Below are 22,593 nucleotides of genomic sequence, written 5' to 3' on the forward strand. Positions count from 1 at the left end.
AAAGCGAATTCGGCCAAAGGCTTTCCGGCTCTGGCCTAAAGCGCCGCCCGATGCAGCCGCACGGCGCGACCCGGAGCGTAGAGGGCGGCCTTCTTTTGTCCGGTGCAACCGTGATAGTCGTCTTTGGGGCTGAATCAGATCGCGAGACCATGAGCATCCATACCGCACCCCCTGGAGATCAACTGAAGCGAGATCAACCGAAGCGCATCGTCGCCATCGATGTCGTACGCGGCATCGCGCTGATCGCCATGGCGAGCTACCACTTCACCTGGGATCTCGAAAATTTCCACTACACCGATCCCGGCCTCACCGCCGTCGGCTGGTGGAAGATCTATGCGCGCTGCATCGCCTCGACCTTCCTGTTCCTGGTCGGCGTCAGCCTGTTTCTCGCGCATGGCAGGCAGATCCGCTGGACCGGCTTCTGGAAACGCTTTGCCATGGTCGCCGTCGCGGCAGCCGCTATATCGGCGGTCACGTACTTCATCACGCCGGACAGCTTCATCTTCTTCGGCATCCTGCACGAGATCGCGCTGGCCAGCCTGCTCGGCCTTTTGTTCTTGCGGCTGCCGTCCTTGCTGACGCTTTTCGTGGCAGCTTTGGTGATCGCAGTCCCCCTCTATCTCCGATCCGAAGCCTTCGATCATCCGGCGCTGTGGTGGGTCGGCCTGTCGGCGATCAACCCGCGCTCCAACGATTACGTGCCGCTGTTTCCCTGGTTCGGCGCCGTACTTCTCGGCATCGCCGCGGCAAAGTTTGCGTCCACCACCGGCCTGCTGGCGCGGCTGGCCACGCTGGGATCAGGAAGCTGGACCAGGCCGCTCACCTTCATCGGCCGCCACAGCCTGGCTTTCTACCTGATCCACCAGCCGCTGCTGTTCGGCTGCGTCTGGCTGTTCTCGCAGATTGCGCCGGCGCCCGTCGAAACAAGGGAAGTGATCTTCCTCAAGGAATGCCAGGTATCTTGCGAACAGCAGCGCGACACGGAGTTCTGCACCAGCTATTGTGTGTGCATGCTGGACACGCTGCAAAGCGAAGCGGCATTCGACCGGCTCTACAATGGTGACCAGACCCCGGAGTTCAAAGCGCATCTCGGTGAACTCGCCGGCATCTGCACCGCAAGGACGGAGGAGAGTCCGATGACGCAGGGAGGGCAACAATGACCGACAAGCTCACAAAACCCGGGCTGGCAAAACCCGATCTACCGAGACCACGGCTGATCCCATGGCCGCCGCTGATCTACATCGCCGCCATTGCCATCAGCATCGCGCTCGGCCTGTTCTATCCCCTGCCCTGGATCGGCGACCTCTTGGGCGACCTTTTGTTTGCCGCCGGCTTTGTGGTGCTGTTTGCCGTCGCAGCCCTCTGGTTCACCGCTATCCGCACCATGATCCGGGCCAAAACGACGATGAACCCCAATGGCTTGCCGGAGCATCTGGTGACGTCTGGCCCGTTCGGCGTCACGCGCAACCCGATGTATCTGGCCAACACGCTGCTTTTGATCGGCGTCGCCTTCGTCTCGGGGATCATATGGTTCCTGCCGCTGGCCCTGATCGCGGCTTTTGCAACGCAGAAGGTCGCCATCGAGAGCGAGGAGAAGGTGCTGTTCGCCAAATTCGGCAAGAAGTACCGCGACTATGCGAAGCGGGTCAGGCGCTGGATCTGAGGCGGCGTGTGGTCGCCGGCAGGGCCGCACACTTCAGCGATTAGCCGAAACGGCTGTCTCGTCGTCATCCACGGGCGAAGCAAGGAGCGCAGCGACGCAGCGCAGACCCGAGGATCCATGCCGCGACTTCCAAGCGCCGCCATGGTCCAGAATTCTGCAGCGCTGCACTCCACGGCCAATGTCACGGAATGGATTCTAGGGTCTCCGCGGCGGAGCTTCGCTCCTGCTTCGCCCTAGAATGACGAAGTGTGGAAGGCCTCCGCTAATCGCGAACGTTTGCGACGGGCGCGCAAACGCTCGACGGTCCGCTCAGGTATTCACCCCCAGCTCCACCAGCCGCTCGACGCAAGACTCCTCAGCCTGGTCGAGCTCCGCCAGCGTCTCCTCGAGATCGCGGCGCTTCTGCCTGAGATCCTCGCGCTTTTCCTCGATGCGCTTGATCATCAGGTTGAGTTGACCGACCTCGCCGGGCGGTTCCTTATACATCTGGATGATTTCGCGGATCTCGTTGATCGAGAAGCCGAGCCGTTTCCCGCGCATGATCTGGCGGATCAGATGCCGGTCCGACGGACGAAACAGCCTTGTGCGGCCACGCCGCACCGGTTGCACCAGCCCCTCGTCCTCATAGAAGCGCAGCGTCCGCGTCGACACGTCGAATTCGCGGGTCAGTTCGGTGATCGAATAATATTCCCGCATCTTTGCTCCAAATGTCGGAACATCGGAAAACACCCGGTCGCCCGGGATTCCAACGCATTCCGATCAACCCCGTTCCAAGCCGGACTCGGCATGAAACCCCGCGCAAGCCTCGCACCACATTTACGTAAAAGTCAATTGAACCCGCAACGCCTCTTTCTCAAGGGATAGCGAACCACCAGGTGGCCAGCCCCAGGAAGGCAAAGAAGCCAACGACGTCGGTGACGGTGGTGACGAAAACCGCCGACGCCACCGCCGGATCGATCTTGAACCGGTCGAGCAATAGCGGGATCAGGATACCGGCAAGGGCTGCCACGAACATGTTGATGATCATCGCCGCCGCTATGATGCCGCCCAGATTGGCATCGCGGAACCAGACGGCCGCGACGATGCCGATCAGCACGGCGAAGATGATGCCGTTGATGGAACCCACGCCCATTTCGCGGCGGATGATGCGGCCGGCATTGTAGATGTCGAGGTCCCTGGTCGCCAGCGCGCGCACGGTGACGGTCATGGTCTGCGAACCGGCATTGCCGCCCATGCCGGCCACGATCGGCATCAGCACGGCCAGCGCCACGATGTGCTCGATGGTGCGGTCGAACAGCCCGATCACCGAAGCCGCGAGGAACGCCGTCAATAGGTTGACCAGCAGCCAGGGCACACGCGAGCGCGAGGTCGAAAGAATGCTGTCGGACAACTCTTCGTCGCCGACGCCGCCCATGCGCAGCAGATCTTCCTCGGCCTCCTGCTGGATGACGTCGACGACGTCGTCGATGGTCAGCACGCCGACCAGCCGCTCGTTCTCGTCGACCACGGCGGCGGACAGAAGATCGTATTGCTCGAAGTCCCGCGCCGCCTCTTCCTGGTCCATGGTGGCCGGAATGGCGTGCCTCGTCTCGTGCATCACGTCTCCGACCTTGGTCGTGCGCTTGGTGCGCAGGATCTGGTCGAGGTCGATGGCGCCGAGCAACTTGAAGCTTGGATCGATGACGAAGATCTGGCTGAAGCGCTCGGGCAGGTTCTTGTCTTCGCGCATGTAGTCGATGGTCTGGCCTATGGTCCAGAACGGCGGCACGGCGACAAACTCGGTCTGCATGCGGCGACCGGCCGTCTCTTCCGGGTAGTCGAGCGAGCGGCGCAGCCTGATCCGCTCGGTGAACGGCAACTGCGACAGGATCTCGTCCTGGTCTTCCTTTTCAAGGTCTTCGAGAATGTAGACCGCGTCGTCGGAATCGAGGTCCTGCATGCCCTGGGCAATTTGCTCATTGGGCATATTGTCGACGATATCGCGGCGGATCGCCTCGTCGACCTCGGTCAGCGACGAGAAGTCGAAGTCGGCTCCGAGCAGTTCGACAAGGGCGCGACGCTGTTCGGGGTGCAGGGCCTCCAGCAGATCGCCAAGTTCCGACTGGTGCAGGTCGTCGACTTCGCGCTTCAGCGTCGGCGTATCGCGATCGGCGATCGCCGCCCCGATCTGGGCCAGGAATGATGACAGGACGGCGCCGTCCTCGCCATAGATGTCGGCGTGGGCATCGTCAGCGGCTTTGGCGCCGGTCTTCTGGTCGTCCTGGCGTTCCACCAGCGGCTCCCGCCATGGGAATTTCGGAAAAGGTGCCTGTCAGGTCTAGCGCGCAACGCACGGGAATATCAAACGAAATGCGCCCCGCCCTGCATATGGGGAGAGAGCGATTTCATCAGGATATGACGCCGCCCAGGATTCAGGCGGCGCGACAGCACATGTCGCTGGGGAAAGAGCACCCGAGCACGGTTGGGGCAGAATTGTCATGATGCAGGTCCTGCCATCTGCCGGACCCGCCCAGGCCAGGAACCAGAACAGCCGGAAGCCCTTGAAGATCAGGTCACAGACGCAGAAGGCAATCGAGGAACGGCGCGTGCGCGTGGTCGTCGCCGAACGCAATCCGCTCGTCATATCGGCGCTGCGCGACATGCTGGACTGCGACGGGCGCTTCGATCTCAGGGCCTGCGTGCAAAGCGGCAGGCATTTTCTGGACTTGGCAGCCGAAGCGGAATTCGACGTCGCCGTTATCGGCTGGAAGCTCTCCGACATGGACGGCGCCGATGTGCTGGCCGAGGTTTACAGCCGCAAGCTGGGCGTGCGCATCGCGGTGTTTTCCAACGACCACGACATCGGCATCCTGAAGCAGTGCGTGCGGCTCGGCGCCCAGGGCTACTGCTTCCAGTTCGACGATCCGGCGATCATCTTCGAGACCATCCTGGCCGTCGCGCATGGCCGCATCTGCATCCCCTACATCGACATCAACAAGGTCAACGACACACCCTTGTCGCTGCTCACCGTGCGCGAGCGCGAGTTGCTGGCGGTGCTGTCCGACGGCTGGACCAATCTGCAGATCGCGACGCGCACCGGGATTTCGGAGAACACGGTGAAATACCACCTCAAGAATCTCTACGACAAGCTCGACGTCCGCAACCGGGCGATGGCCGTCGCGCTCTACGCGCGGGAGAGGCGTACCCAGAAGCAGCCGTTGGGGTAGGCGAGCGACTGGCCGCGGGTAGGTCACCCGGGTAGGCAACCCCCACCCGCGCGCGGCAAGATGTTACCCCTTGAGGTGTTGTTGCCATTAGCCGTCGAGACGAAACTACCCTCACCGCTTTGCTGGATCAGGAGGAGTTCGCGACATGGCCGGTTTCACCCATCTTTTCATTCCCGGACCGACCAACATCCCCGAACAGGTCCGGCAGGCGATGAACCTGCCGATGGAGGACATGCGTGCAGCATCCTTCCCGGATCTCACGCTACCGCTGTTCGAAGACACCAAGACGGTGTTCAAGAACGAGACCGGCCGCGTTTTCATCTACCCCTCCTCCGGCACCGGCGCCTGGGAAGCGGCGATGACCAATGTGCTCAGCCCCGGTGACCGCGTGCTGATGTCGCGCTTTGGCCAGTTCTCGCATCTGTGGGTCGACATGGCCGAACGGCTCGGCTTCGAGGTCGATGTCATCGACTGCGAATGGGGAACCGGCGTGCCGCTCGAGCTCTATGCCGAGCGGCTCAGGGCCGACAAGGCGCACCGCATCAAGGCAGTCTTCTGCACGCAGAACGAGACCGCGACCGGCGTGACCAGCGACGTCGCCGGCTGCCGCGCCGCGCTCGATGACGCCAACCACCCTGCTTTGCTCTTCGTCGACGGCGTCTCGTCGATCGGCTCGATCGACTTTCGCCAGAAGGAATGGGGCGTCGATTGCGCGGTCAGCGGCTCGCAGAAGGGTTTCATGCTGCCCGCCGGCCTCGGTTTCCTCTCCGTCAGCAAGAAGGCGCTGGTGGCCTCGCGGAGCGCCACCCACCGCCGCTGTTTCTTCTCCTTCGAAGATATGATCCGCGCCAACGACGCCGGCTATTTCCCTTATACGCCGGCTACTCAGCTGCTGCGCGGCCTGCGCGCCTCGCTCGACCTGATCGCCGAGGAAGGGCTGGAAAACATCTTCGCCCGTCACCATCGCCTCGCCGAAGGCGTGCGCAAGGCGGTCGACGCCTGGGGCCTGAAGCTCTGCGCCAAGGCGCCGAAATGGCACTCCGATACGGTCAGCGCCATCCTGGTGCCGGACGGCGTCGACAGCGGCGATGTGGTCAAGCGCGCCTACCAGAAATACCAGACCGCGCTCGGCGGCGGCCTCAACAAGGTGATCGGCAAGGTCTTCCGCGTCGGCCATCTCGGCTGGCTGAACGAGGTGATGGTGCTGGCCTCGCTCTCGGCCGCCGAAATGGCGCTGCTCGACTGCGGCGTACGGCTGGCGCCCGGCTCCGGCGTCGGCGCCGCCATCCAGCACTTCCGCGCCTCGGCCGCCGTGCCGGTCGCCGAAGCCGCCTGAGGGAGCCAACGATGAGCCACACCATCAACCATCTGAAGAAACTCCGCCTGCAGCGCAGCGAACTGGCGGTTCCCGGCTCCAGTCCGGAAATGATCGACAAGGCGGCCAACAGCGCCGCCGACTTCATCTTCCTCGACATCGAGGACGCCGTCGCCCCGCCCGACAAGGAGCGCGCCCGCAAGAACATCATCCAGGCGCTCAACGACATCGACTGGCGCGCCAAGGGCAAGACCGTCTCGGTGCGCATCAACGGGCTCGACACCCATTACATGTACCGCGACGTGGTCGACGTCATGGAGCAGGCCGGCGACCGGCTGGACACCATTTTGGTGCCGAAGGTCGGCGTGCCGGCCGACCTCTACATGGTCGAGGCCATGGTCAACCAGATCGAGATGGCAAAGGGTTTCAGGACCCGCGTCGGCCTCGAGGCGCTGATCGAGACCGCGCTCGGCATGGCCAATGTCGAGGCGATTGCCGCGACACCCGGCCGGCTGGAAGCCATGCATTTCGGCGTCGCCGATTATGCGGCAAGCTGCAAGGCGCGCACGGTCAACATCGGCGGCCTCAACCCCGACTATCCCGGCGATCAGTGGCATTTCGCTCTGTCGCGGATGACCGTCGCCTGCCGCGCCTATGGCCTGCGCGCCATCGACGGACCGTTCGGCGACTTCTCCGATCCGGAGGGGTACATCGCCGGCGCCAGGCGCGCCGCCGCCCTTGGCATCGAAGGCAAATGGGCAATCCATCCCTCGCAGATCGCGCTCGCCAACGACGTCTTCTCGCCACCGGAAAAAGAGGTGACGCGCGCCAGGCGCATCCTCGAAGTGCTGAAGGAGGCGGAGGCGCAGGGCAAGGGAGCGGCCGCACTCGACGGCAAGATGATCGACGCAGCGTCGGAACGCATGGCGCGCAATGTTTTGGTGGTCAACGAGGCAATCGAACGGGCCAGCCAATTGTCTAGCGAGCCGCGTGTCGCCGCGCATTGACCGTTCAGGGAGGACAAAATGGACATCCACGAATATCAGGCCAAGGAACTGCTGGCACGCCACGGCGTGCATGTGCCGCGCGGCGGGCTGGCCTACAGCCCCGAGCAGGCGACTTACCGGGCGCGCGAGATCGGGGGCAGCAAATGGGTCTTGAAGGCGCAGGTGCATTCCGGCGCCCGCGGCAAGGCCGGCGGCATCAAGCTCTGCGCCAATGACGAGGAAATCTCCAACGCGGCCGAGGGCATGCTCGGCCGCAAGCTGGTGACCCAGCAGACCGGCCCGCGCGGCAAGCTGATTTCGCGCCTCTATCTCGAGGAAGCCGTCGATATCGCGCAGGAGCTCTATGTCGGCTTCGTTCTCGACCGCAAGGAAGAGCGCGTCATGATCGTGGCGTCCGCTGCCGGCGGCATGGAGATCGAGGACATCGTCGAGAAGGCACCGAACTCCATCCTGCGCACATCCGTCGATCCCGGCGTCGGCATGCAGCGTTTCCAGGCCCGCGAGATCGCCTTCGGCCTCGGCCTCGACCACAATCTGATCGGCAAGGCGACCGAAACCATCTTCGCCTGCTATCAGGTGTTTCGCGACTACGACGCCTCGATGCTGGAGATCAATCCGCTGGTGGTGACCCGCGACGGCAATTTGATCGCGCTCGACGCCAAGATGTCGTTCGACGAGAACGCGTTGTTCCGACGGCCGGAAATCTCCGAGCTGCGCGACAAAAGCCAGGAAGATCCGCGCGAAACTTTTGCCAGCGACCGTGGCCTCTCCTATGTCGGCCTCGACGGCAACATCGGCTGCATCATCAATGGCGCAGGGCTCGCCATGGCGACCATGGACATGATCATGATCGCCGGCGGCGAACCGGCCAACTTCCTCGACATCGGTGGCGGCGCCTCGCCCGAGCGGGTGGCGAAATCCTTCCGCGCCGTGCTCGGCGACAAGAATGTCGAGACCATCCTGGTCAACATCTTCGCCGGCATCAACCGCTGCGACTGGGTCGCCGAAGGCGTCATCAAGGCGATCCGCGAGGTCGGCGTCAACGTGCCGCTGGTGGTCCGTCTCTCCGGCACCAGGGCCGAGGAGGGTCGCCGCATCCTGGCCGATTCCGGCGAGGCGGTGATCGTTGCCGACACGCTGGCCGAAGCCGCCGAAAAGGCCGTCGCCGCATGGCGCGCGGCCACTAAGAAAAAAGCAGCCTGAGGGAGGTCGAGAAAATGGCAATCCTGCTCAACCGCAGCACCCGCGTCATCGTCCAGGGGTTCACCGGCAAGATCGGCAGCTTCCATGCCGAGGACATGAAACGCTACGGCACCAAGCTGGTCGGCGGCGTCACGCCCGGCAAGGGCGGCCAGAAGCATCTTGGCCTGCCCGTCTTCAACACGGTCAAGGGCGCGGTGCGCGAGACCCGCGCGGAGGCCAGCATCGTCTTCGTGCCGCCGCCTTTTGCCGCCGATTCGATCATGGAAGCGGCCGACGCCGGCATAAAACTCTGCGTCTGCATCACCGACGGCATCCCGTCGCAGGACATGATGCAGGTCAAGCGCTACATGCTGCGCTACCGCTACGAGGACCGCATGCGGCTGATCGGGCCGAACTGCGCCGGCGTCATCACGCCCGGACAGGCGCTGATGGGCATCATGCCCGGCAGCATCTATCTGCCTGGCCGCGTCGGCATTGTCGGCCGCTCGGGAACCCTGGGCTACGAGGCGGCGTCGCAGATGAAGTCGCTCGGCATCGGCGTCTCGACCAGCGTCGGCATTGGCGGCGACCCGATCAACGGCTCGTCCTTCAAGGACATGCTGAAACTGTTCGAACAGGATGACGACACCGACGCGGTGGTGATGATCGGCGAGATCGGCGGACCGCAGGAAGCCGAAGCCGCGATCTGGGCGCGCGATAATATGCGCAAGCCCCTGATCGCCTACATCGCCGGCCTCTCCGCCCCCAAAGGCCGCCGCATGGGCCACGCCGGCGCCATCATCTCGGCCTTCGGCGAGTCGGCGCAGGAAAAGGTCGAAATCCTGAAGGAGGCCGGTGTGATCATCGTGCCGACGCCGTCCTCGTTTGGTGAGGTGGTCGCCGATACGCTGTCACGTATGAAGAAGGCCGCCTGAACAGCGGCCTTCGCGTTCGACCGCGCCTCATGCCGCCTTGTCGGCTGCCGGCTTCGCGACCTTGGTGCGGGTGGCGCTGCGGCGGCCGTCGACGCTGACCGGAACGTCGCCGTCGACCGTGGCGCGACGCACCACCCGGTGCTGGTCGCCATAGTCGTTGACGGCGTAGTGCTGCGTCGCGCGGTTGTCCCAGATCGCCACATCGCCGGCCTTCCAGCGCCAGCGCACGGTGTTCTCCGGCGCGGTGACATAGGACTGGAAAACCTCGTAGAGCTTCGCCGAATCGCTTTTGGAAAGACCGATCAGCCGTTGCACGAAATTGCCGAGCAGCAGCGTGCGCTCGCCTGTTTCGGGATGGACGCGGACGACGGGATGCTCGGTCTCGTAGATCGTCGAGGTGAAGATTTCCTCGAAGTGCTTCTTTTCCGCAGCACTCGCACGCGGCCGCACCGCGGCGTAATCGTAGGCGTTGCTGTGAACCGCCCAAAGATTGTCGGCGAGCAGCTTCAACGGCTCGGGCAGATCCTGATAGGCGGCCGCGGTGTTCGACCAGATGGTGTCGCCGCCGGCCGGCGGTATGACGACGCCGCGAAGAACGCAGAATTTCGGATAGGCGTCGACGAAGGTGACATCGGTATGCCATTGGTCGGCGCGACCGCCGCCACGGCTGGAATCGAGTTCGAGAATGGACGCCGTTCCCTTGACGGGACCTTGGGTCGGATGCGGGACGAGGTCGCCGAGACGCTGGCAAAGCGCTCCTGCCCGGCATCGTCGAGATGCGCCTGGTCGCGGAAGAACACCACCTTGTGCCGCAACAGGATCTGGTTGATCGCCGCGACCGTCTGCTGTGGCAGGTCGCCGGAGAGCCGAATGTTCCTGATCTCTGCGCCGACGCGTCCGGTAAGCGGGACAATATCGGAAACCGGGATGATCTGCTCTACGGGGGTAAGTCTGGTCATGGGAACCTCTTCCTCTAAAGCCGCGGGCTGGTGGCAATGCTCCGCCGTCTGCCGGCCGCATAGCGATCGGCGGAGCAACTCCCTCATCGGGAGCCGACTTGCTTGGCAACGAGAGCACTGATCTCAGCTCAGGAGGCGAAGGCCGCCAAGACTTGCGAGCAGTACCGAGATCCCATTCAAAGCGTAATTCTACAAATTCCATAGACATTTCTTTTCAAAGTTCGGCGGCCCTGAGAAAAATGCCTTCTGTCCAATTCGTTCGTGAGCGGCAGGCGGTGGAGCGCTGCGCGACGCGGCCCGCACCAGTAGTGACGCTGTCGTATCCCCTTCGATATTGGAGATGGCGGGTGAATTGCATGCCTGATATTGATGGCTTCCACGCATCACGCAGGCGCCGAGATGACAGACTCCGATAAGGCTGACGCTGTCGAGCAATTGCTCGATACGCCTGACCTCGCCACCGCGCTGGAAAGCGACCAGTTCAAGAAATTTCTCGACCAGATGCCGATCGCGATCGCCGTCTCGGAATTGATCGCGAAGGAACGTGTCGTCTACGCCAATCCCGAATTCGAGAAGCTCTCGGACCTCAAGGCGCCGAAGCTTGCGCGGGAAAACTGGGCGGCCCTTTCCGGCAGGGGGCTTCATCGGCAGAAGGACAGGCCGCTCGCCGAGGCTGTCGTTGAAGACACCGATTTCGTCGGCACATTTCGCCTCGAGCGCGGCGAGGACAAGCCGGCAATCGTCGACGTTTATTCCAACGTTATCGAGGACGACAACGGCAAGCTCTGCTTCCGGCTGGTGGCGCTTGTCGACGTCACGGCACACGGTGAGACCGAGGACGCGCGACCCGCGGAGGAGCTCATCCGGGAGAAGGACACCCTGTTGCGCGAACTGCAGCATCGGGTGAAAAACAATCTGCAGATGATCACCGCTTTGATCCGGATGGAAACCCGCAACGCCACCGAACCGGACCAGAAGCGTTTCGAAAGGCTTGCCGGCCGGGTAGACGCATTGGCAATCCTCTACCAGACATTGTCGGCTGACCAGCAGAAGGATGAGGTGGATCTTGGCGTGTATCTTAGCCAGATCGCGTCCGCCGTCATGGCGTCGCACGCAGTCGAAGGTATCCGCCTCGACCTTAAGGTGGATACCTATCCGGTATCCATCAACGTTGCCATGCCGACAGGCCTGGTCGTCAATGAGTTGCTGACCAACGCTCTCAAACATGCATTCGTCGGGCGCGATGGCGGCACGATCACGCTGCACAGCGTCGTCAGCGGCGATGGTTGCCGGGTGACTGTCGCCGATGATGGGATCGGTCTGCCGACGGGTGAGACCTGGCCCAGGCCAGGCAAGCTCGGCTCTTTGATCGCGCGGTCGCTGACCGAAAATGCCAAGGCGCAATTCGACGTCAAGTCGAGTGCCGGCGAGGGAACCAGGGTCACCATCGTCTTCAAGCGATCGGCGGCGACGGACTGAGGCTATGCAACGGCGCGCCGGCAAATCCCGGCCGGACAGGTGCTTCGGGCGCTCGCGGGTGTGGCCTTAAGTCGCAAACGATTTGGCTGCAGAAGCGGGGCGCCGGGCTTCTTTGACGGTGCGATAAGCACCATATGTGGTCCACAGCCCTCCAAAACGAGAGAAGCTCGCTCCGGCGGGTCGCACCGCGGCCGTCAGCCGGCAATGGCTATGAACCAGGAAACTGAAAACCATCATGCATGAAAATATCAGACCAGCGTCTAGAGACGTCCCCCTCATTCAGCTAGGCCTCAACCAGTGCCGCTTCCCGGTGAGCGAAGACCGCTCGGTACCCGGTGGCTACCGGTTTTGTGCCGGGCCAACGTCGCCGGATCGCGTCTATTGCGATCACCACCACACCGTCGTGACGGCCGTTGACCCTCGTCGAGCCCGTCCGGGTCTCCATTTCCCGCAACGACGCGCCGCTTAGGTCGCCCAGAAAGCCGTCCCCTGCCCCGCCACCCGGTGCAGGAGGCTGGCAGCGCGAGCTAACGTGTTCGCGTTGCGGTTTCTGCAAACTCCTGTTGCAACTCTGCAGCGGCCGGTTCAATCGCCAAAGCGATGATTCGGCCTCGACAGCCTGAAGTCGCAACGATTAAATGGCCGAAAAATAACTGGTGCGGTCGAGAAGACTCGAACTTCCACGGGTTGCCCCACAGCGACCTCAACGCTGCGCGTCTACCAATTCCGCCACGACCGCCCGTGGTAGGAGCCGGAACGAACCGGCTCGCGGCGTGTAGCAAATCGTTTCCGGCGAAACAAGGGCGCCGCGCGCAATAATCGCCGCGAATTGGCATATCGGTCTCTACAGCGCCGCGCGTCCTGTGGTACGCGCAAAGGACGGCGAACTGGACGTTTCAGCCGGATACCGCCATATGAAGGGCGAATGCATTCCGCCCCAGAGCGCAAGGCGGTTTTGCCAAGCGGCGTGCATTAAGCGAAAAACGAAAAGCCATGACCGAACGCAGCCAGATCGCCACGTCGTTCCTGCCCTTGCCCGGGTCAGCGCCGGTCGAATGGCGCATCGAGCCTGGCCTGGCCGGCTACACCGATGCGCTGGCCCTGATGGAAGCGCGCGCCGAGGCGATCCGCACGGGTGCGGCCGCCGAGATGGTCTGGCTGGTCGAGCATCCGCCGCTTTACACCGCCGGCACCAGCGCCCGCATCGAGGATTTGATCGACCCCGACCGTTTCCCGGTGTTTGCCGCGGGGCGCGGCGGCGAATACACCTATCACGGGCCGGGGCAGCGGGTTGCCTATGTCATGCTTGACCTGAAGCGCCGCCGCGAGGATGTGCGCGCCTTCGTCGGCGCGCTCGAGCAGTGGATCATCGGCACGCTTGCCGCCTTCAATGTACGCGGCGAACGCCGCGAGGACCGCGTCGGAGTCTGGGTGGTGCGGCCCGAGCGCCCGTCCCTGCCCGACGGCTCGCCGGCTGAAGACAAGATCGCGGCCATCGGCATCCGGCTGCGGCGCTGGGTGAGCTTTCATGGCATTGCCGTCAATGTCGAGCCGGATCTCAGCCATTTCAGCGGCATCGTGCCATGCGGCGTGCCGGATCACGGCGTCACCAGCCTCGTCGACCTCGGCCTGCCCGTGACCATGGCCGATTTCGACCTGGCGCTGAAATCCGCCTTCGAGGATGTTTTCGGGGCAGCGGAGTCAACTTCTGCAGAACCGGCTCGCAAGGCCGGCTGAGTCTCGCCTCGACCAACGCTCAAAGCAACCGCGCCGAGGCCCACAACAGCCCGAAACCGTGAATGGCGAAGACGGCCAGCAGCGCGCCGGCCATGGCGAAACGGTCGAAGATGCGGATCGGCTTCAATTCGTGGCGCGGTTTTACCCCGCTACCCACTGTCATCAGGCTGAGGATGGCAAAGACGGCGCCCGCCACCAGCAGAAAGGTTTGGGAAAAGCCGGCCAGCCAGCCAAGCCACAGCAAGGCCGAGAGCAGGGAAAACGAGGCGAGCGCCAGGGCGACCGGCCCCGGGCAGATCTGGCGCAGTACCTGGCCGCCGTCGAATTTCCAAACCGGCACCAGATTGGCGATGTTGAACAATGCGGCAAAGCCCGCAAGCGTCGCCAGAAGGGCCGCGGCAAGCCGATGTCCCTCGCCGGACGCGAGCCCGCTGGCGGCGATCAGCAGCGGAACCAGGAACGCGGAAAAGCCGGCGCCCATCAGCGCCACGAAGGCGACCTCGAAGCGGCTGTCATAAGGCCGGCCACCAATGGCGAGGCCGCCGAGCAGCGGGATAAAGATCATCCGCGCCTTGCGATGACCGGTCAGCCGAAAGGCCGCCATGTGGCCGAGCTCATGCAGGGCGACCACCGAGGTCAGGATCGCGGCCAGCGCCAGGCCGCCGAGATTGAGCCCGAAGAACGGCCACAGGATGAAAGCCGAAAGAACGGCGAAACCGACCTGGCTCAGCGGATGCTCGAACCAACCGCCCTTGCGATATTGTCCGGTCCTCGCCCAGATCTCCAGCTTGCCCAGCTCGCGGCGCATGGCGAAGTAGCGGAACACCAGGAAGGCGACGCCGCGATAGCGATCGGTCTGGCTGAGCGTGACGCGCGTGCCGGCGCCTTCCGAGGTGAGTTCGGTGGTCTCGTAAAAATCCTTCCAGAACGACGCGTCGAGCGCGGTATCCTCGATGACCCGCATCGAAAAACGACTGCCTTCGACGACGTCCTCGAAGCGCGACCCGCGCTCGATCGGCTGGCCGTCGCGGCCTTCCCAGGACAGCAGGATGCGGGTCGTGCCCTGCCCGTCCAGCGGCTGGGCCTTCAGTATCTCGCCGGACCAGCCGGCATCACTGCCTAGCGGCCACAGCGCCTGCCAGAGGCGCTGCCGGTCCATTGCGACCACGCGGCTGAGCCTCACCGTGCGCAAACCGAGCGGCGCGGTCATCAAAAGGAAAATCAATCCGAGATTACCGGCCACGAGAAGGGCCGTCACGATCGGCGACACCTGAGATTTTTGCTCCCTGTATTTGGCAGGGCACCCTAGCGGCACGGCGGCAAGAAAGGCTTAACGGCACAACGCCCCTCCTGCCCGCCTAAAACACTGTGGCGAACAGCAGTTGCATCACATGGCGCCGATCCAGACGGCCATGGAAACGAGAAATGCACTCATGCACACCAACGAAACGACGTCCTGAACAAGATCGCTCATAACTCTCTCCTGTTGTTGCTATGTTCGTATTTTGTTCTAACTTTGTTCGAAAGTCAATGAGCGGAAAGCGGCATACCGACGAATCCTGGCAGCCGGTTTGGGCAGGGTTAAGGAAAGGTTGACGGGGTGACGGCAGTGCTGACGCAGGGCGCATCGCATGCCTTTGCGATCGGCCGAAACGCCATCACTTCGTCATCCTAGGGCGGAGCAAGGAGCCCAGCGACGCGGCGCAGACCCTAGGATGACGAAGTTGGGGCCTACAGCGGAACGACCTTACCGTCCGCCAGCGTCACCCGGCGGTCCATGCGCGAGGCGAGCTCGTGATTGTGGGTGGCGATCAGCGCGGCAAGGCCGGACTGCTTGACCAGCGCGCCAAGCGCCTCGAAGACATAGGACGCGGTGACCGGGTCGAGATTGCCGGTCGGCTCGTCGGCCAAAAGCAGCAAGGGCGCATTGGCGACGGCACGGGCGATGGCGACGCGCTGCTGTTCGCCGCCGGACAGCTCCGACGGCCGGTGCGAAGCGCGCTTGCCGATCTGCATATAGTCGAGCAGCTGTGCTGCGCGCTCCGACGACTCCTTGCGCGAAAGCCCTTTGATCAGCTGCGGCATCATGATGTTTTCGAGCGCCGAAAACTCCGGCAGCAGATGATGGAACTGATAGACGAAGCCGACATCGTTGCGGCGGATTGCCGTGCGTTCGTCGTCGGAGAGCCGTCCGCAGGCGCGGCCGGCCAGAATGACGTCACCGGCGTCGGGGCGCTCGAGCAGGCCCGCCGTATGGAGCAGCGTCGACTTGCCGGTGCCCGACGGCGCCACCAGCGCCACCATCTCGCCGCGCTTCAGCGAAAAGTCGGCGCCGTTCAAAATGGTGAGCTTGCGCGGCCCCTGGACATAGTGCCGCTCGACGCTCTTCAGCTCGATAATGATCTCGGACTTCATTCGTATCTCAAGGCCTCGACCGGATCGAGCCGTGCGGCGCGCCATGCCGGAAACACGGTCGCCAGGAAGGACAGGCCGAGCGCCATCAGGATGACATAGGTGGTCTCGCGCGGGTCCATCTTTGCCGGCAGCTGGCTGAGGAAATAGAGCTCCGGATTGAACAGCACCTTGCCGGTCATCCAGGAGAAGAACTGGCGGATGGATTCGATGTTCGTGCAGATGAGAACCCCGAGCAGCACGCCGGCGAGCGTGCCGGTGACGCCGATCGCAGCACCCGTCATCAGGAAGATGCGCAGGATGGCGCCGCGCGAGGCGCCCATTGTGCGCAGGATGGCGATATCGTGGCCCTTGTCCTTCACCAGCATGATCAGGCCGGAGATGATGTTGAGCGCCGCCACCAGCACGATCAGCGTCAGGATCATGAACATGACGTTGCGCTCGACCTGCAGTGCTGAAAAGAACGTCTCGTTGCGCTGGCGCCAGTCGACCATGTCGATCGGCCGTTGCGCCGCCGCATCGACCAGCGGTTTCAGCGCGTCGACATTATCGGGATTGTCGACATAGATCTCGATCGTCTGCGCTCTGCCGTCCATGTTGAAATAGAGCTGCGCTTCGGAAAACGGCATGTAGACGATGGAGCTGTCATACTCCGACATGCCGACCTCGAAGATCGCCGCCACCTTGTAGCCCTTCAGCCGCGGCGTCGTGCCCATCGGCGTCACATCGCCGTCCGGCGAGATCAGCGTGATGGTGTCGCCGAGCACAAGGCCGAGATTCTCCGCCATGCGCTTGCCGATGGCAACGCCATCGCCGGAGTCGAAGCCGTCAAGCGTGCCTTGCTTGACGTTTTGGGCGACGATGGCGATCTTGCCGAGGTCTTCGGCCCTGATACCGCGCACCAGCGCGCCCATGCCGCCGCCGACATTGCCCTGCGCCAGCACCTGGCCGTCGATCAGCGGGATCGCGTATTTGACGCCGGCCACGCCGTTGATGCGGGCTGCGACCTGCGCATAATCCTCAAGCGGCGAATCCAGCGGCTGCACGATCAGATGGCCGTTGACGCCGAGGATGCGGGTCAGAAGTTCGGCTCGAAACCCGTTCATGACAGCCATGACGACGATCAGCGTGGCGACGCCCAGCATTATGCCGAGGAAGGAGATCGAGGCGATGACCGAGATCACCGTCTCCTTGCGGCGCGACCGCAAATAACGCCAGGCGACCATGCGTTCGAACATGGAGAACGGGCCGGCGACCGGAGACTTGGTGACCGGAGACTTGTCAACCGGAGACTGGGCTACCGAAGACTTCGCTGCCGCGGCTTCGCTCATGCGGTTGCACCGAAGCGTTTCCTGGCCTCCGCGACCGGCAGCGTCTCGCGCTCGCCGGTCCGGCGGTTCTTGATCTCGATCTCGCCGGCGGCCACGCCGCGCGGCCCGACGATCACCTGCCAGGGCAGGCCGATCAGGTCTGCGGTGGCGAACTTGCCGCCCGGCCGCTGGTCGGTGTCGTCGTAAAGCACATCCTTGCCGGCGCCGGTGAAGGCGGCGTAGAGCTCGCCGCAGACGCGGTCGCACTCGGCGTCGCCGGCCTTCATGTTGATCAGGCCGATGTCGAACGGCGTCACCGCTTCCGGCCAGATGATGCCGTTGTCGTCATGGCTGGCCTCGATGATCGCCGCCACCAGCCGCGACGGACCGATACCGTAGGAGCCGCCGGAAACGAAATGATCCTTGCCGTCGGGCCCGGTCACCTTGGCGCCCATGGGCTTGGAATATTTGTCGCCGAAATGGAAGATGTGGCCGACCTCGATGCCGCGTGCCGAGACCCGGTCGGCTTCGCCAAGCTTGTCCCAGGCCGCCTCGTCATGCATCTCGTCGGTGGCGGCGTAAGGCGTCGTCCACGTCTTGACGATGTCGGCGATCTCGCCGTCATTGCCGAAGTCGGTTTTCTCGCCGGGCACCTGGAGCGACAGATATTCGCGGTCGCAATAGACCTGGCTCTCGCCGGTGTCGGCCAGGATGATGAATTCATGGCTGAGATCGCCGCCGATCGGCCCGGTGTCGGCCCGCATCGGAATGGCCTGCAGCCCCATGCGCGTGAACGTCCGGAGATAGGATACGAACATGCGGTTATAGGCGGCCTTCGCGCCCTCGAAATCGAGGTCGAAGGAATAGGCATCCTTCATCAGGAATTCGCGTGAACGCATGACGCCGAAGCGCGGCCGCACCTCGTCGCGGAACTTCCACTGGATGTGGTAGAGGTTTAGCGGCAAGTCCTTGTAGGACTTGACGTAGGCGCGCACGATCTCGGTGACCACTTCCTCATTGGTCGGACCGTAAAGCATGTCGCGGTCCTGCCGGTCCTTGATGCGCAGCATCTCCTTGCCATAGTCGTCATAGCGGCCGCTTTCGCGCCACAGATCGGCCGACTGGATGGTCGGCATCAGGATTTCCAGCGCGCCGGCGCGGTTCTGCTCCTCGCGGATGATGCGGCAGACCTTGTCCAGCACCAACTTGCCCAGCGGCAGCCAGGAAAAGCTGCCCTGCCCCTGCTGGCGGATCATGCCGGCACGCAGCATCAGCCGGTGCGAGACGATCTCGGCCTCGCGCGGATTTTCTTTCAGGATGGGCAGGAAAAACTGCGACAAACGCATGGACAGGTCCGTGAGAGAGGAGGCTGCGCCGGAATCGGCGCGGCTGGCTTGCTTGCCCCGGCTTCATAGCTATTTCGTGACGGAATGGAAACCCGACCGGCCGCATCGGTCCGAAATCGCAAAAATCGATTCTTCTTCCAAAGACCTTCGCACCGAAAACGATAATGCTTTTGATGTAAAATGATGACCCTGACTCCGAAGTGCTCACACACGCTTTGCGCGTCCGGGCGACGCGGCACACCTGACCAGATTAAGGCGGCAGCCCCGGTGTTGTTCGTTTCGCAAGCAAAGCCTGCCGCACTATTGTGCACTGCAGCACAGATTGCCCGATTGCGGGCAAAATTCTGCGTGACAATTTCATCAGGGTTAGGCTAGTGTGCCCCGATAACCGAGAGGGTGGAGAAAAATCTGCTCTCCTACGCGGTCAAAGTCTTGGGAGGATGCGATCTAGGCGCGGTTACCCGCTGCCGCCGGAAACCGGAAAACAGATCGGAACGCGTTTAAATTGCAAGGCCTTGTGCCTTGCATTTTTTTTGCCGATCATCTGGTTAGATCAACCTGTTCCCAAATCAGGTGAGCTTGCGCAGCCTGACACCCAGCCGTGATTCTAATGCGGGTGGGCCATGCCTGGCCGCCGATTGCGCATCGCAAGCTGGTGAGACAAAACCTGAGTTTGGCGCTTCGAAAACAGGCACGAACACCCCACCCGATCTGTCGGCGGGAAAGTGTTAGTTATCCGGTGTCTGGCTGGCTTCGGGGATGAAGTGGGGGACTTCGTCGAGGCTGTAACCCAGCCCGTGCGTCAGGCTGTAGAAAACCCCCATGACGACAGCCGTGACGATGGTGGTGCGGATCACGGCGCGCAGCATATGCGGTCCGCGCGGCGCGCTCGCAACCGTGCCCAGCGTCACGTCATGGTCGTCATCCTGCGTCTTGACGCTGAACGGCAGCACGATGAACAGCATCAGCCACCAGGTGATGAAGAACAGCGCGGCAAACGAAATCCAGCTCATGCCTGCTCCAGTTCGACCAGCGTGCCGAAGAAATCCTTGGGATGCAGGAACAGCACCGGCTTGCCGTGGGCGCCGGTTTTGGGATTGCCGTCGCCCAGCACGCGGGCGCCGCTCGCTTTGAGGTGATCGCGCGCGACAAGGATGTCGTCGACCTCGTAGCAGACATGATGCATGCCGCCCGAGGGGTTCTTCTCCAGAAAGGCCGCGATCGGCGACCGTTCGCCCAGCGGCTCCAGGAGTTCGATCTTGGTGTTGCCGACATCGACGAACACCACCGTCACGCCATGCTCGGGCAAAGCCTGCGGCGCAGTCACCCGCGCGCCAAGTGTATCGCGATAGGCCGCGATCGCCGCGGCCAGGTCCGGCACGGCAAGCGCTACATGGTTCAGGCGTCCCAGCATGAAGTGCTCCACAAGTTAAGGGAGTAGGGAATGGGCAGTAGGCAGTAGTGATACATCTGCATTGTTCTCCACTGCCTACTGCCTACTGCCTATTCCCTCACCTCGTCACAAACACCGTCACCAGCGGCTTCTTGCCCCAGGCTTCGTTGGCGGCGCCGCGCACGGCGCGGCGCACCGCTTCCTGCACCAGGTCGAGGTCCTTGCGGCGCTGGCGAGGGATCGAGTCCACCGCGCCGACGGCCGCGTCGAGCATCAGATCTTCCATGTTGTCGCCGCGGGCATCGGCCTCGGCGACGCCGATGGCGACCAGGTCTGGATCGCCGGCGAGCTCATATTTGTCGTCGAGCACGACATTGACCGCGACATGGCCGGCGAAGGATAGCTTGCGCCGGTCGCGTATGCCCATCGCCTGGTCGGTGCCGATCAGCCTGCCGTCCTTGTAGATGCGGCCGAACGGCACCTGGTCGATGATCGTGGCCGGACCCGGCGCCAGCCGCAGCATGTCGCCGTCGCGCACCTGCGCCACCTGGCCGATGCCGGAGGTCGACATCAGCGACCCCTGCGCCACCAGATGCGCGGCTTCGCCATGCACGGGAACGCCGATCTGCGGCCGCACCCACTCATACATCCTGCGCAATTCGCTGCGGCGGGGATGGCCGGAGACATGCACAAGCGCGTCGCCATCCTCGATGATCTTGATGCCGAGGTCGATGAGGCGGTTCTTGATCTCGAGGATCGCCTTCTCGTTGCCGGGAATGGTGCGTGAGGAAAACACCACCGTGTCGCCGGCGGTCAGCGACACCGACTTCATCTCGTCGCGCGACAGCTTTGCCAGCGCCGCCAGCGCCTCGCCCTGGCTGCCGGTGCAGATGATGACCAGGTTCTCGCGCGGGATGAAGCCGAAATCCTCCTCGGCGATGAACTCCGGCAGCCCGTCCATGTAGCCGAGCTCGCCGGCGACATCGATGACCCGCTTCAGCGAGCGGCCGAGTACCAGGCACTGGCGGCCGGCATCGCGCGCCGCCTTGGCGATGGAGACGATGCGTCCGACATTGGAGGAGAAGGTGGTGACGGCGACACGGCCGACAGCGCTCTGGATGACGCCCCTGAGGCCTTCGCCCACCGCCACTTCCGACGGCGATTCGCCTTCGCGCAGCGCATTGGTCGAATCGCAGACCAGCGCCAGCACACCCTTGTCGCCATAGGCGCGAAACCGCGCCTCGTCGGTTTTCGGACCGATCGTCGGTTCCGGATCGATCTTCCAGTCGCCGGTATGGATGACGGTGCCGGCCGGCGAGGTGATCGCCAGCGACATCGGCTCGGGGATCGAGTGCGCCACCGGAATGGCCTCGATCGAGAACGGGCCGACAGTGAATGTTTCGCCTGCCCGGTAGATCGTCACCGGAATTTTCTTCGGCGCGCCCTGCTCGCCCTGGCGCTTGGCGTCCAGCAGGCCGGCGCTGAACGGTGTCATCCACACCGGCGCCTTCAGCTTCGGCCAGATGTCGAGCAGCGCCCCGTAATGGTCTTCATGCGCATGGGTGATGATGATGCCGCGCAGGCCGGCGAGGTTCTCCTCGATGAAGCGCGTATCGGGCAGGATCAGGTCGACGCCAGGATGCGCCGCATCGGGAAAAGTCACGCCGACATCGACGACGATCCACTCGCGCGCGCTAGGCGGCCCATAGCCGTAAAGGGCGAAGTTCATGCCGATCTCGCCGACGCCGCCGAGCGGCACGAAGACGAGTTCGGCGTTTTGCGCTTTCGCCATCAATTTTCCCTTCCCGGCCCTTGCGGCCAGCCCCTAAATCTTTGCCGACGCGACGGCGCCGAAATGCACGTCGCCGGCGGCTACCGTCACGACCGACCCCTCATCATCGCGGATCACGAAACGGCAGTCCGCGTCAATGGTCTCGAAGGTACCGCGCACCACATTCCCGTCAATCCTGACAGCAACCTCGCCGCCAAGCCCCGCCGCGCGCGATAGCCAGCGACGCCGGATGGCGTCGAGCCCGCGTCCGTCATCCCACAGCCGGGCATTGTCGGTCCAGGCATCGGACAGCGCCAAGAACAGCGTTTCGGCGTCGCATGTCGCGCCCAGCGCCTGAAGCGATGTCGCCGGATACGGCAAATCCGGCGGATGCGCCACCACATTGACGCCGATGCCCACCGCCACCGCGAAACGGCCGCCATCGAGAATGGCCGATTCCAGCAGGATGCCGGCCAGCTTGGCGCCGGAGGCCAGCACATCGTTCGGCCATTTCAGCTCGAAGCGGTTCTGCCCCTGGCTGGCGCCGTCGAGGCCGATAGCGATCCTGCCCTTCGGCACCACGGCGTCGAGCGCATCGGCCAGCGACAGGCCGGCGACGAAGCCCAGCGTCGCCGCCAGACGCAACTCACCGCCGGTGATGACCAGCAATGTCGCCGCCAGATTGCCCTCGGGCGATACCCAGGCCCTGCCGCGGCGGCCACGGCCGCTTTCCTGCTTCTTGGAAACGACCCACAATTTGCCGGGATCGCCTGCCCTTGCATGGTCCAGCGCCAGCGTGTTGGTGGAACCCACACTGTCATGCGCCTCGAGCCGGAACCCTTCCGTCTCAGAGGTTGGAGCCAGCCGAAATGCCATCC

At 63.5% G+C, this 22,593-nt stretch carries 20 protein-coding genes, 1 tRNA gene and 1 pseudogene; 10 read left to right on the forward strand and 12 right to left on the reverse strand.

Annotated elements, in window-relative coordinates:
- The first annotated feature begins 149 nt into the window (after positions 1-149).
- Both AC3CCE_RS22050 and AC3CCE_RS22055 read left to right on the forward strand, forming a co-directional pair.
- A complete protein-coding gene (locus AC3CCE_RS22050) occupies positions 150-1,160 on the forward strand; it encodes an acetyltransferase domain-containing protein (RefSeq protein WP_023670788.1) in 1,011 nt (336 codons plus the stop codon).
- Positions 1,157-1,663 carry a methyltransferase family protein gene (locus AC3CCE_RS22055; protein ID WP_031249167.1) on the forward strand — a complete coding sequence of 169 codons (507 nt, stop codon included), beginning with the start codon at positions 1,157-1,159 and terminating at the stop codon, positions 1,661-1,663. The genes AC3CCE_RS22050 and AC3CCE_RS22055 overlap by 4 nt, the downstream gene beginning before the upstream one ends.
- A 309-nt stretch (positions 1,664-1,972) precedes the next feature.
- Here AC3CCE_RS22055 and AC3CCE_RS22060 read toward each other — a convergent pair whose 3' ends face one another.
- Both AC3CCE_RS22060 and mgtE read right to left on the reverse strand, forming a co-directional pair.
- Positions 1,973-2,359: a MerR family transcriptional regulator gene (locus tag AC3CCE_RS22060; RefSeq protein ID WP_023685221.1), complete on the reverse strand. Its 387-nt coding sequence runs from the start codon at positions 2,357-2,359 to the stop codon at positions 1,973-1,975.
- Between the two features lie 157 nt (positions 2,360-2,516).
- The gene (gene mgtE, locus AC3CCE_RS22065) at positions 2,517-3,935 is read right to left on the reverse strand and encodes a magnesium transporter (RefSeq protein WP_352626246.1); all 1,419 of its coding nucleotides are present in this window, start codon (positions 3,933-3,935) and stop codon (positions 2,517-2,519) included.
- 313 nt (positions 3,936-4,248) lie between these two features.
- On the opposite strand from mgtE, the gene AC3CCE_RS22070 reads away from it, so the two are divergent.
- The 5 genes from AC3CCE_RS22070 to sucD all read left to right on the forward strand — a co-directional run bounded on the left by AC3CCE_RS22070 (position 4,249) and on the right by sucD (position 9,308).
- The gene (locus tag AC3CCE_RS22070; protein ID WP_352626249.1) at positions 4,249-4,869 is read left to right on the forward strand and encodes a LuxR C-terminal-related transcriptional regulator; all 621 of its coding nucleotides are present in this window, start codon (positions 4,249-4,251) and stop codon (positions 4,867-4,869) included.
- Positions 4,870-5,014: 145 nt separating this feature from the next.
- The gene (locus AC3CCE_RS22075) at positions 5,015-6,205 is read left to right on the forward strand and encodes an aminotransferase class V-fold PLP-dependent enzyme (protein ID WP_352626245.1); all 1,191 of its coding nucleotides are present in this window, start codon (positions 5,015-5,017) and stop codon (positions 6,203-6,205) included.
- Between the two features lie 11 nt (positions 6,206-6,216).
- The gene (locus tag AC3CCE_RS22080) at positions 6,217-7,191 is read left to right on the forward strand and encodes an HpcH/HpaI aldolase/citrate lyase family protein (protein ID WP_352626244.1); all 975 of its coding nucleotides are present in this window, start codon (positions 6,217-6,219) and stop codon (positions 7,189-7,191) included.
- Positions 7,192-7,209: 18 nt separating this feature from the next.
- Positions 7,210-8,394 (forward strand): malate--CoA ligase subunit beta, encoded by a 1,185-nt coding sequence (locus tag AC3CCE_RS22085; protein ID WP_352626243.1) that lies wholly within the window; start codon positions 7,210-7,212, stop codon positions 8,392-8,394.
- A gap of 14 nt (positions 8,395-8,408) precedes the next feature.
- Positions 8,409-9,308: a succinate--CoA ligase subunit alpha gene (sucD, locus tag AC3CCE_RS22090; RefSeq protein WP_023670795.1), complete on the forward strand. Its 900-nt coding sequence runs from the start codon at positions 8,409-8,411 to the stop codon at positions 9,306-9,308.
- A gap of 27 nt (positions 9,309-9,335) precedes the next feature.
- Here the strand turns inward: sucD and AC3CCE_RS22095 are convergent.
- Positions 9,336-10,354: pseudogene (locus tag AC3CCE_RS22095) on the reverse strand (TauD/TfdA dioxygenase family protein).
- Between the two features lie 312 nt (positions 10,355-10,666).
- On the opposite strand from AC3CCE_RS22095, the gene AC3CCE_RS22100 reads away from it, so the two are divergent.
- Both AC3CCE_RS22100 and AC3CCE_RS22105 read left to right on the forward strand, forming a co-directional pair.
- Entirely contained in the window at positions 10,667-11,746 is a 1,080-nt protein-coding gene (locus AC3CCE_RS22100; protein ID WP_023685214.1) for a sensor histidine kinase, read from the forward strand.
- 235 nt (positions 11,747-11,981) lie between these two features.
- A complete protein-coding gene (locus AC3CCE_RS22105) occupies positions 11,982-12,215 on the forward strand; it encodes a GcrA family cell cycle regulator (RefSeq protein ID WP_081726779.1) in 234 nt (77 codons plus the stop codon).
- A 185-nt stretch (positions 12,216-12,400) separates the two neighbouring features.
- Here the strand turns inward: AC3CCE_RS22105 and AC3CCE_RS22110 are convergent.
- Positions 12,401-12,485: transfer RNA gene (locus tag AC3CCE_RS22110), tRNA-Leu, on the reverse strand.
- Positions 12,486-12,739: 254 nt separating this feature from the next.
- On the opposite strand from AC3CCE_RS22110, the gene lipB reads away from it, so the two are divergent.
- Positions 12,740-13,483, forward strand: coding sequence for a lipoyl(octanoyl) transferase LipB (lipB, locus tag AC3CCE_RS22115; protein ID WP_352626242.1), 744 nt, complete (start codon positions 12,740-12,742; stop codon positions 13,481-13,483).
- A gap of 19 nt (positions 13,484-13,502) precedes the next feature.
- Here the strand turns inward: lipB and AC3CCE_RS22120 are convergent, their stop codons facing one another.
- The 8 genes from AC3CCE_RS22120 to AC3CCE_RS22155 all read right to left on the reverse strand — a co-directional run bounded on the left by AC3CCE_RS22120 (position 13,503) and on the right by AC3CCE_RS22155 (position 22,591).
- Positions 13,503-14,753, reverse strand: a complete 1,251-nt coding sequence (locus AC3CCE_RS22120; RefSeq protein ID WP_352626241.1) for a site-2 protease family protein — start codon at positions 14,751-14,753, stop codon at positions 13,503-13,505.
- A gap of 461 nt (positions 14,754-15,214) precedes the next feature.
- Positions 15,215-15,898 carry an ABC transporter ATP-binding protein gene (locus tag AC3CCE_RS22125; RefSeq protein ID WP_023690966.1) on the reverse strand — a complete coding sequence of 228 codons (684 nt, stop codon included), beginning with the start codon at positions 15,896-15,898 and terminating at the stop codon, positions 15,215-15,217.
- Positions 15,895-17,226, reverse strand: coding sequence for a lipoprotein-releasing ABC transporter permease subunit (locus tag AC3CCE_RS22130; RefSeq protein WP_488377197.1), 1,332 nt, complete (start codon positions 17,224-17,226; stop codon positions 15,895-15,897). Before AC3CCE_RS22130 ends, AC3CCE_RS22125 begins: the two co-directional genes overlap by 4 nt.
- On the reverse strand, positions 17,223-18,551 hold the full coding sequence (gene proS, locus AC3CCE_RS22135; protein ID WP_023735912.1) for a proline--tRNA ligase: 1,329 nt from the start codon (positions 18,549-18,551) through the stop codon (positions 17,223-17,225). Before proS ends, AC3CCE_RS22130 begins: the two co-directional genes overlap by 4 nt.
- 728 nt (positions 18,552-19,279) lie before the next feature.
- Positions 19,280-19,564, reverse strand: coding sequence for a DUF1467 family protein (locus AC3CCE_RS22140; protein WP_352626240.1), 285 nt, complete (start codon positions 19,562-19,564; stop codon positions 19,280-19,282).
- Positions 19,561-19,965, reverse strand: a complete 405-nt coding sequence (gene mce, locus AC3CCE_RS22145; protein ID WP_352626239.1) for a methylmalonyl-CoA epimerase — start codon at positions 19,963-19,965, stop codon at positions 19,561-19,563. The genes AC3CCE_RS22140 and mce overlap by 4 nt, the downstream gene beginning before the upstream one ends.
- A gap of 97 nt (positions 19,966-20,062) precedes the next feature.
- On the reverse strand, positions 20,063-21,736 hold the full coding sequence (locus AC3CCE_RS22150; RefSeq protein ID WP_352626238.1) for a ribonuclease J: 1,674 nt from the start codon (positions 21,734-21,736) through the stop codon (positions 20,063-20,065).
- A 33-nt stretch (positions 21,737-21,769) separates the two neighbouring features.
- A complete protein-coding gene (locus AC3CCE_RS22155) occupies positions 21,770-22,591 on the reverse strand; it encodes a biotin--[acetyl-CoA-carboxylase] ligase (protein WP_023709242.1) in 822 nt (273 codons plus the stop codon).
- Between the last annotated feature and the right edge of the window lie 2 nt (positions 22,592-22,593).

It is taken from the genome of Mesorhizobium sp. P160187 (assembly GCF_057766425.1).

What these genes read in the sequence shown, in the direction of transcription:
- AC3CCE_RS22050 (WP_023670788.1), top strand. Translation starts at nt 150, where the DNA reads ATGAGCATCCATACCGCACCCCCTGGAGATCAACTGAAGCGAGATCAA.
- AC3CCE_RS22055 (WP_031249167.1), top strand. Translation starts at nt 1,157, where the DNA reads ATGACCGACAAGCTCACAAAACCCGGGCTGGCAAAACCCGATCTACCG.
- AC3CCE_RS22060 (WP_023685221.1), bottom strand. Translation starts at nt 2,359, where the DNA reads ATGCGGGAATATTATTCGATCACCGAACTGACCCGCGAATTCGACGTG.
- AC3CCE_RS22075 (WP_352626245.1), top strand. Translation starts at nt 5,015, where the DNA reads ATGGCCGGTTTCACCCATCTTTTCATTCCCGGACCGACCAACATCCCC.
- AC3CCE_RS22080 (WP_352626244.1), top strand. Translation starts at nt 6,217, where the DNA reads ATGAGCCACACCATCAACCATCTGAAGAAACTCCGCCTGCAGCGCAGC.
- AC3CCE_RS22085 (WP_352626243.1), top strand. Translation starts at nt 7,210, where the DNA reads ATGGACATCCACGAATATCAGGCCAAGGAACTGCTGGCACGCCACGGC.
- sucD (WP_023670795.1), top strand. Translation starts at nt 8,409, where the DNA reads ATGGCAATCCTGCTCAACCGCAGCACCCGCGTCATCGTCCAGGGGTTC.
- AC3CCE_RS22100 (WP_023685214.1), top strand. Translation starts at nt 10,667, where the DNA reads ATGACAGACTCCGATAAGGCTGACGCTGTCGAGCAATTGCTCGATACG.
- AC3CCE_RS22105 (WP_081726779.1), top strand. Translation starts at nt 11,982, where the DNA reads ATGCATGAAAATATCAGACCAGCGTCTAGAGACGTCCCCCTCATTCAG.
- lipB (WP_352626242.1), top strand. Translation starts at nt 12,740, where the DNA reads ATGACCGAACGCAGCCAGATCGCCACGTCGTTCCTGCCCTTGCCCGGG.
- AC3CCE_RS22125 (WP_023690966.1), bottom strand. Translation starts at nt 15,898, where the DNA reads ATGAAGTCCGAGATCATTATCGAGCTGAAGAGCGTCGAGCGGCACTAT.
- AC3CCE_RS22130 (WP_488377197.1), bottom strand. Translation starts at nt 17,226, where the DNA reads ATGAGCGAAGCCGCGGCAGCGAAGTCTTCGGTAGCCCAGTCTCCGGTT.
- proS (WP_023735912.1), bottom strand. Translation starts at nt 18,551, where the DNA reads ATGCGTTTGTCGCAGTTTTTCCTGCCCATCCTGAAAGAAAATCCGCGC.
- AC3CCE_RS22140 (WP_352626240.1), bottom strand. Translation starts at nt 19,564, where the DNA reads ATGAGCTGGATTTCGTTTGCCGCGCTGTTCTTCATCACCTGGTGGCTG.
- mce (WP_352626239.1), bottom strand. Translation starts at nt 19,965, where the DNA reads ATGCTGGGACGCCTGAACCATGTAGCGCTTGCCGTGCCGGACCTGGCC.
- AC3CCE_RS22150 (WP_352626238.1), bottom strand. Translation starts at nt 21,736, where the DNA reads ATGGCGAAAGCGCAAAACGCCGAACTCGTCTTCGTGCCGCTCGGCGGC.
- AC3CCE_RS22155 (WP_023709242.1), bottom strand. Translation starts at nt 22,591, where the DNA reads ATGGCATTTCGGCTGGCTCCAACCTCTGAGACGGAAGGGTTCCGGCTC.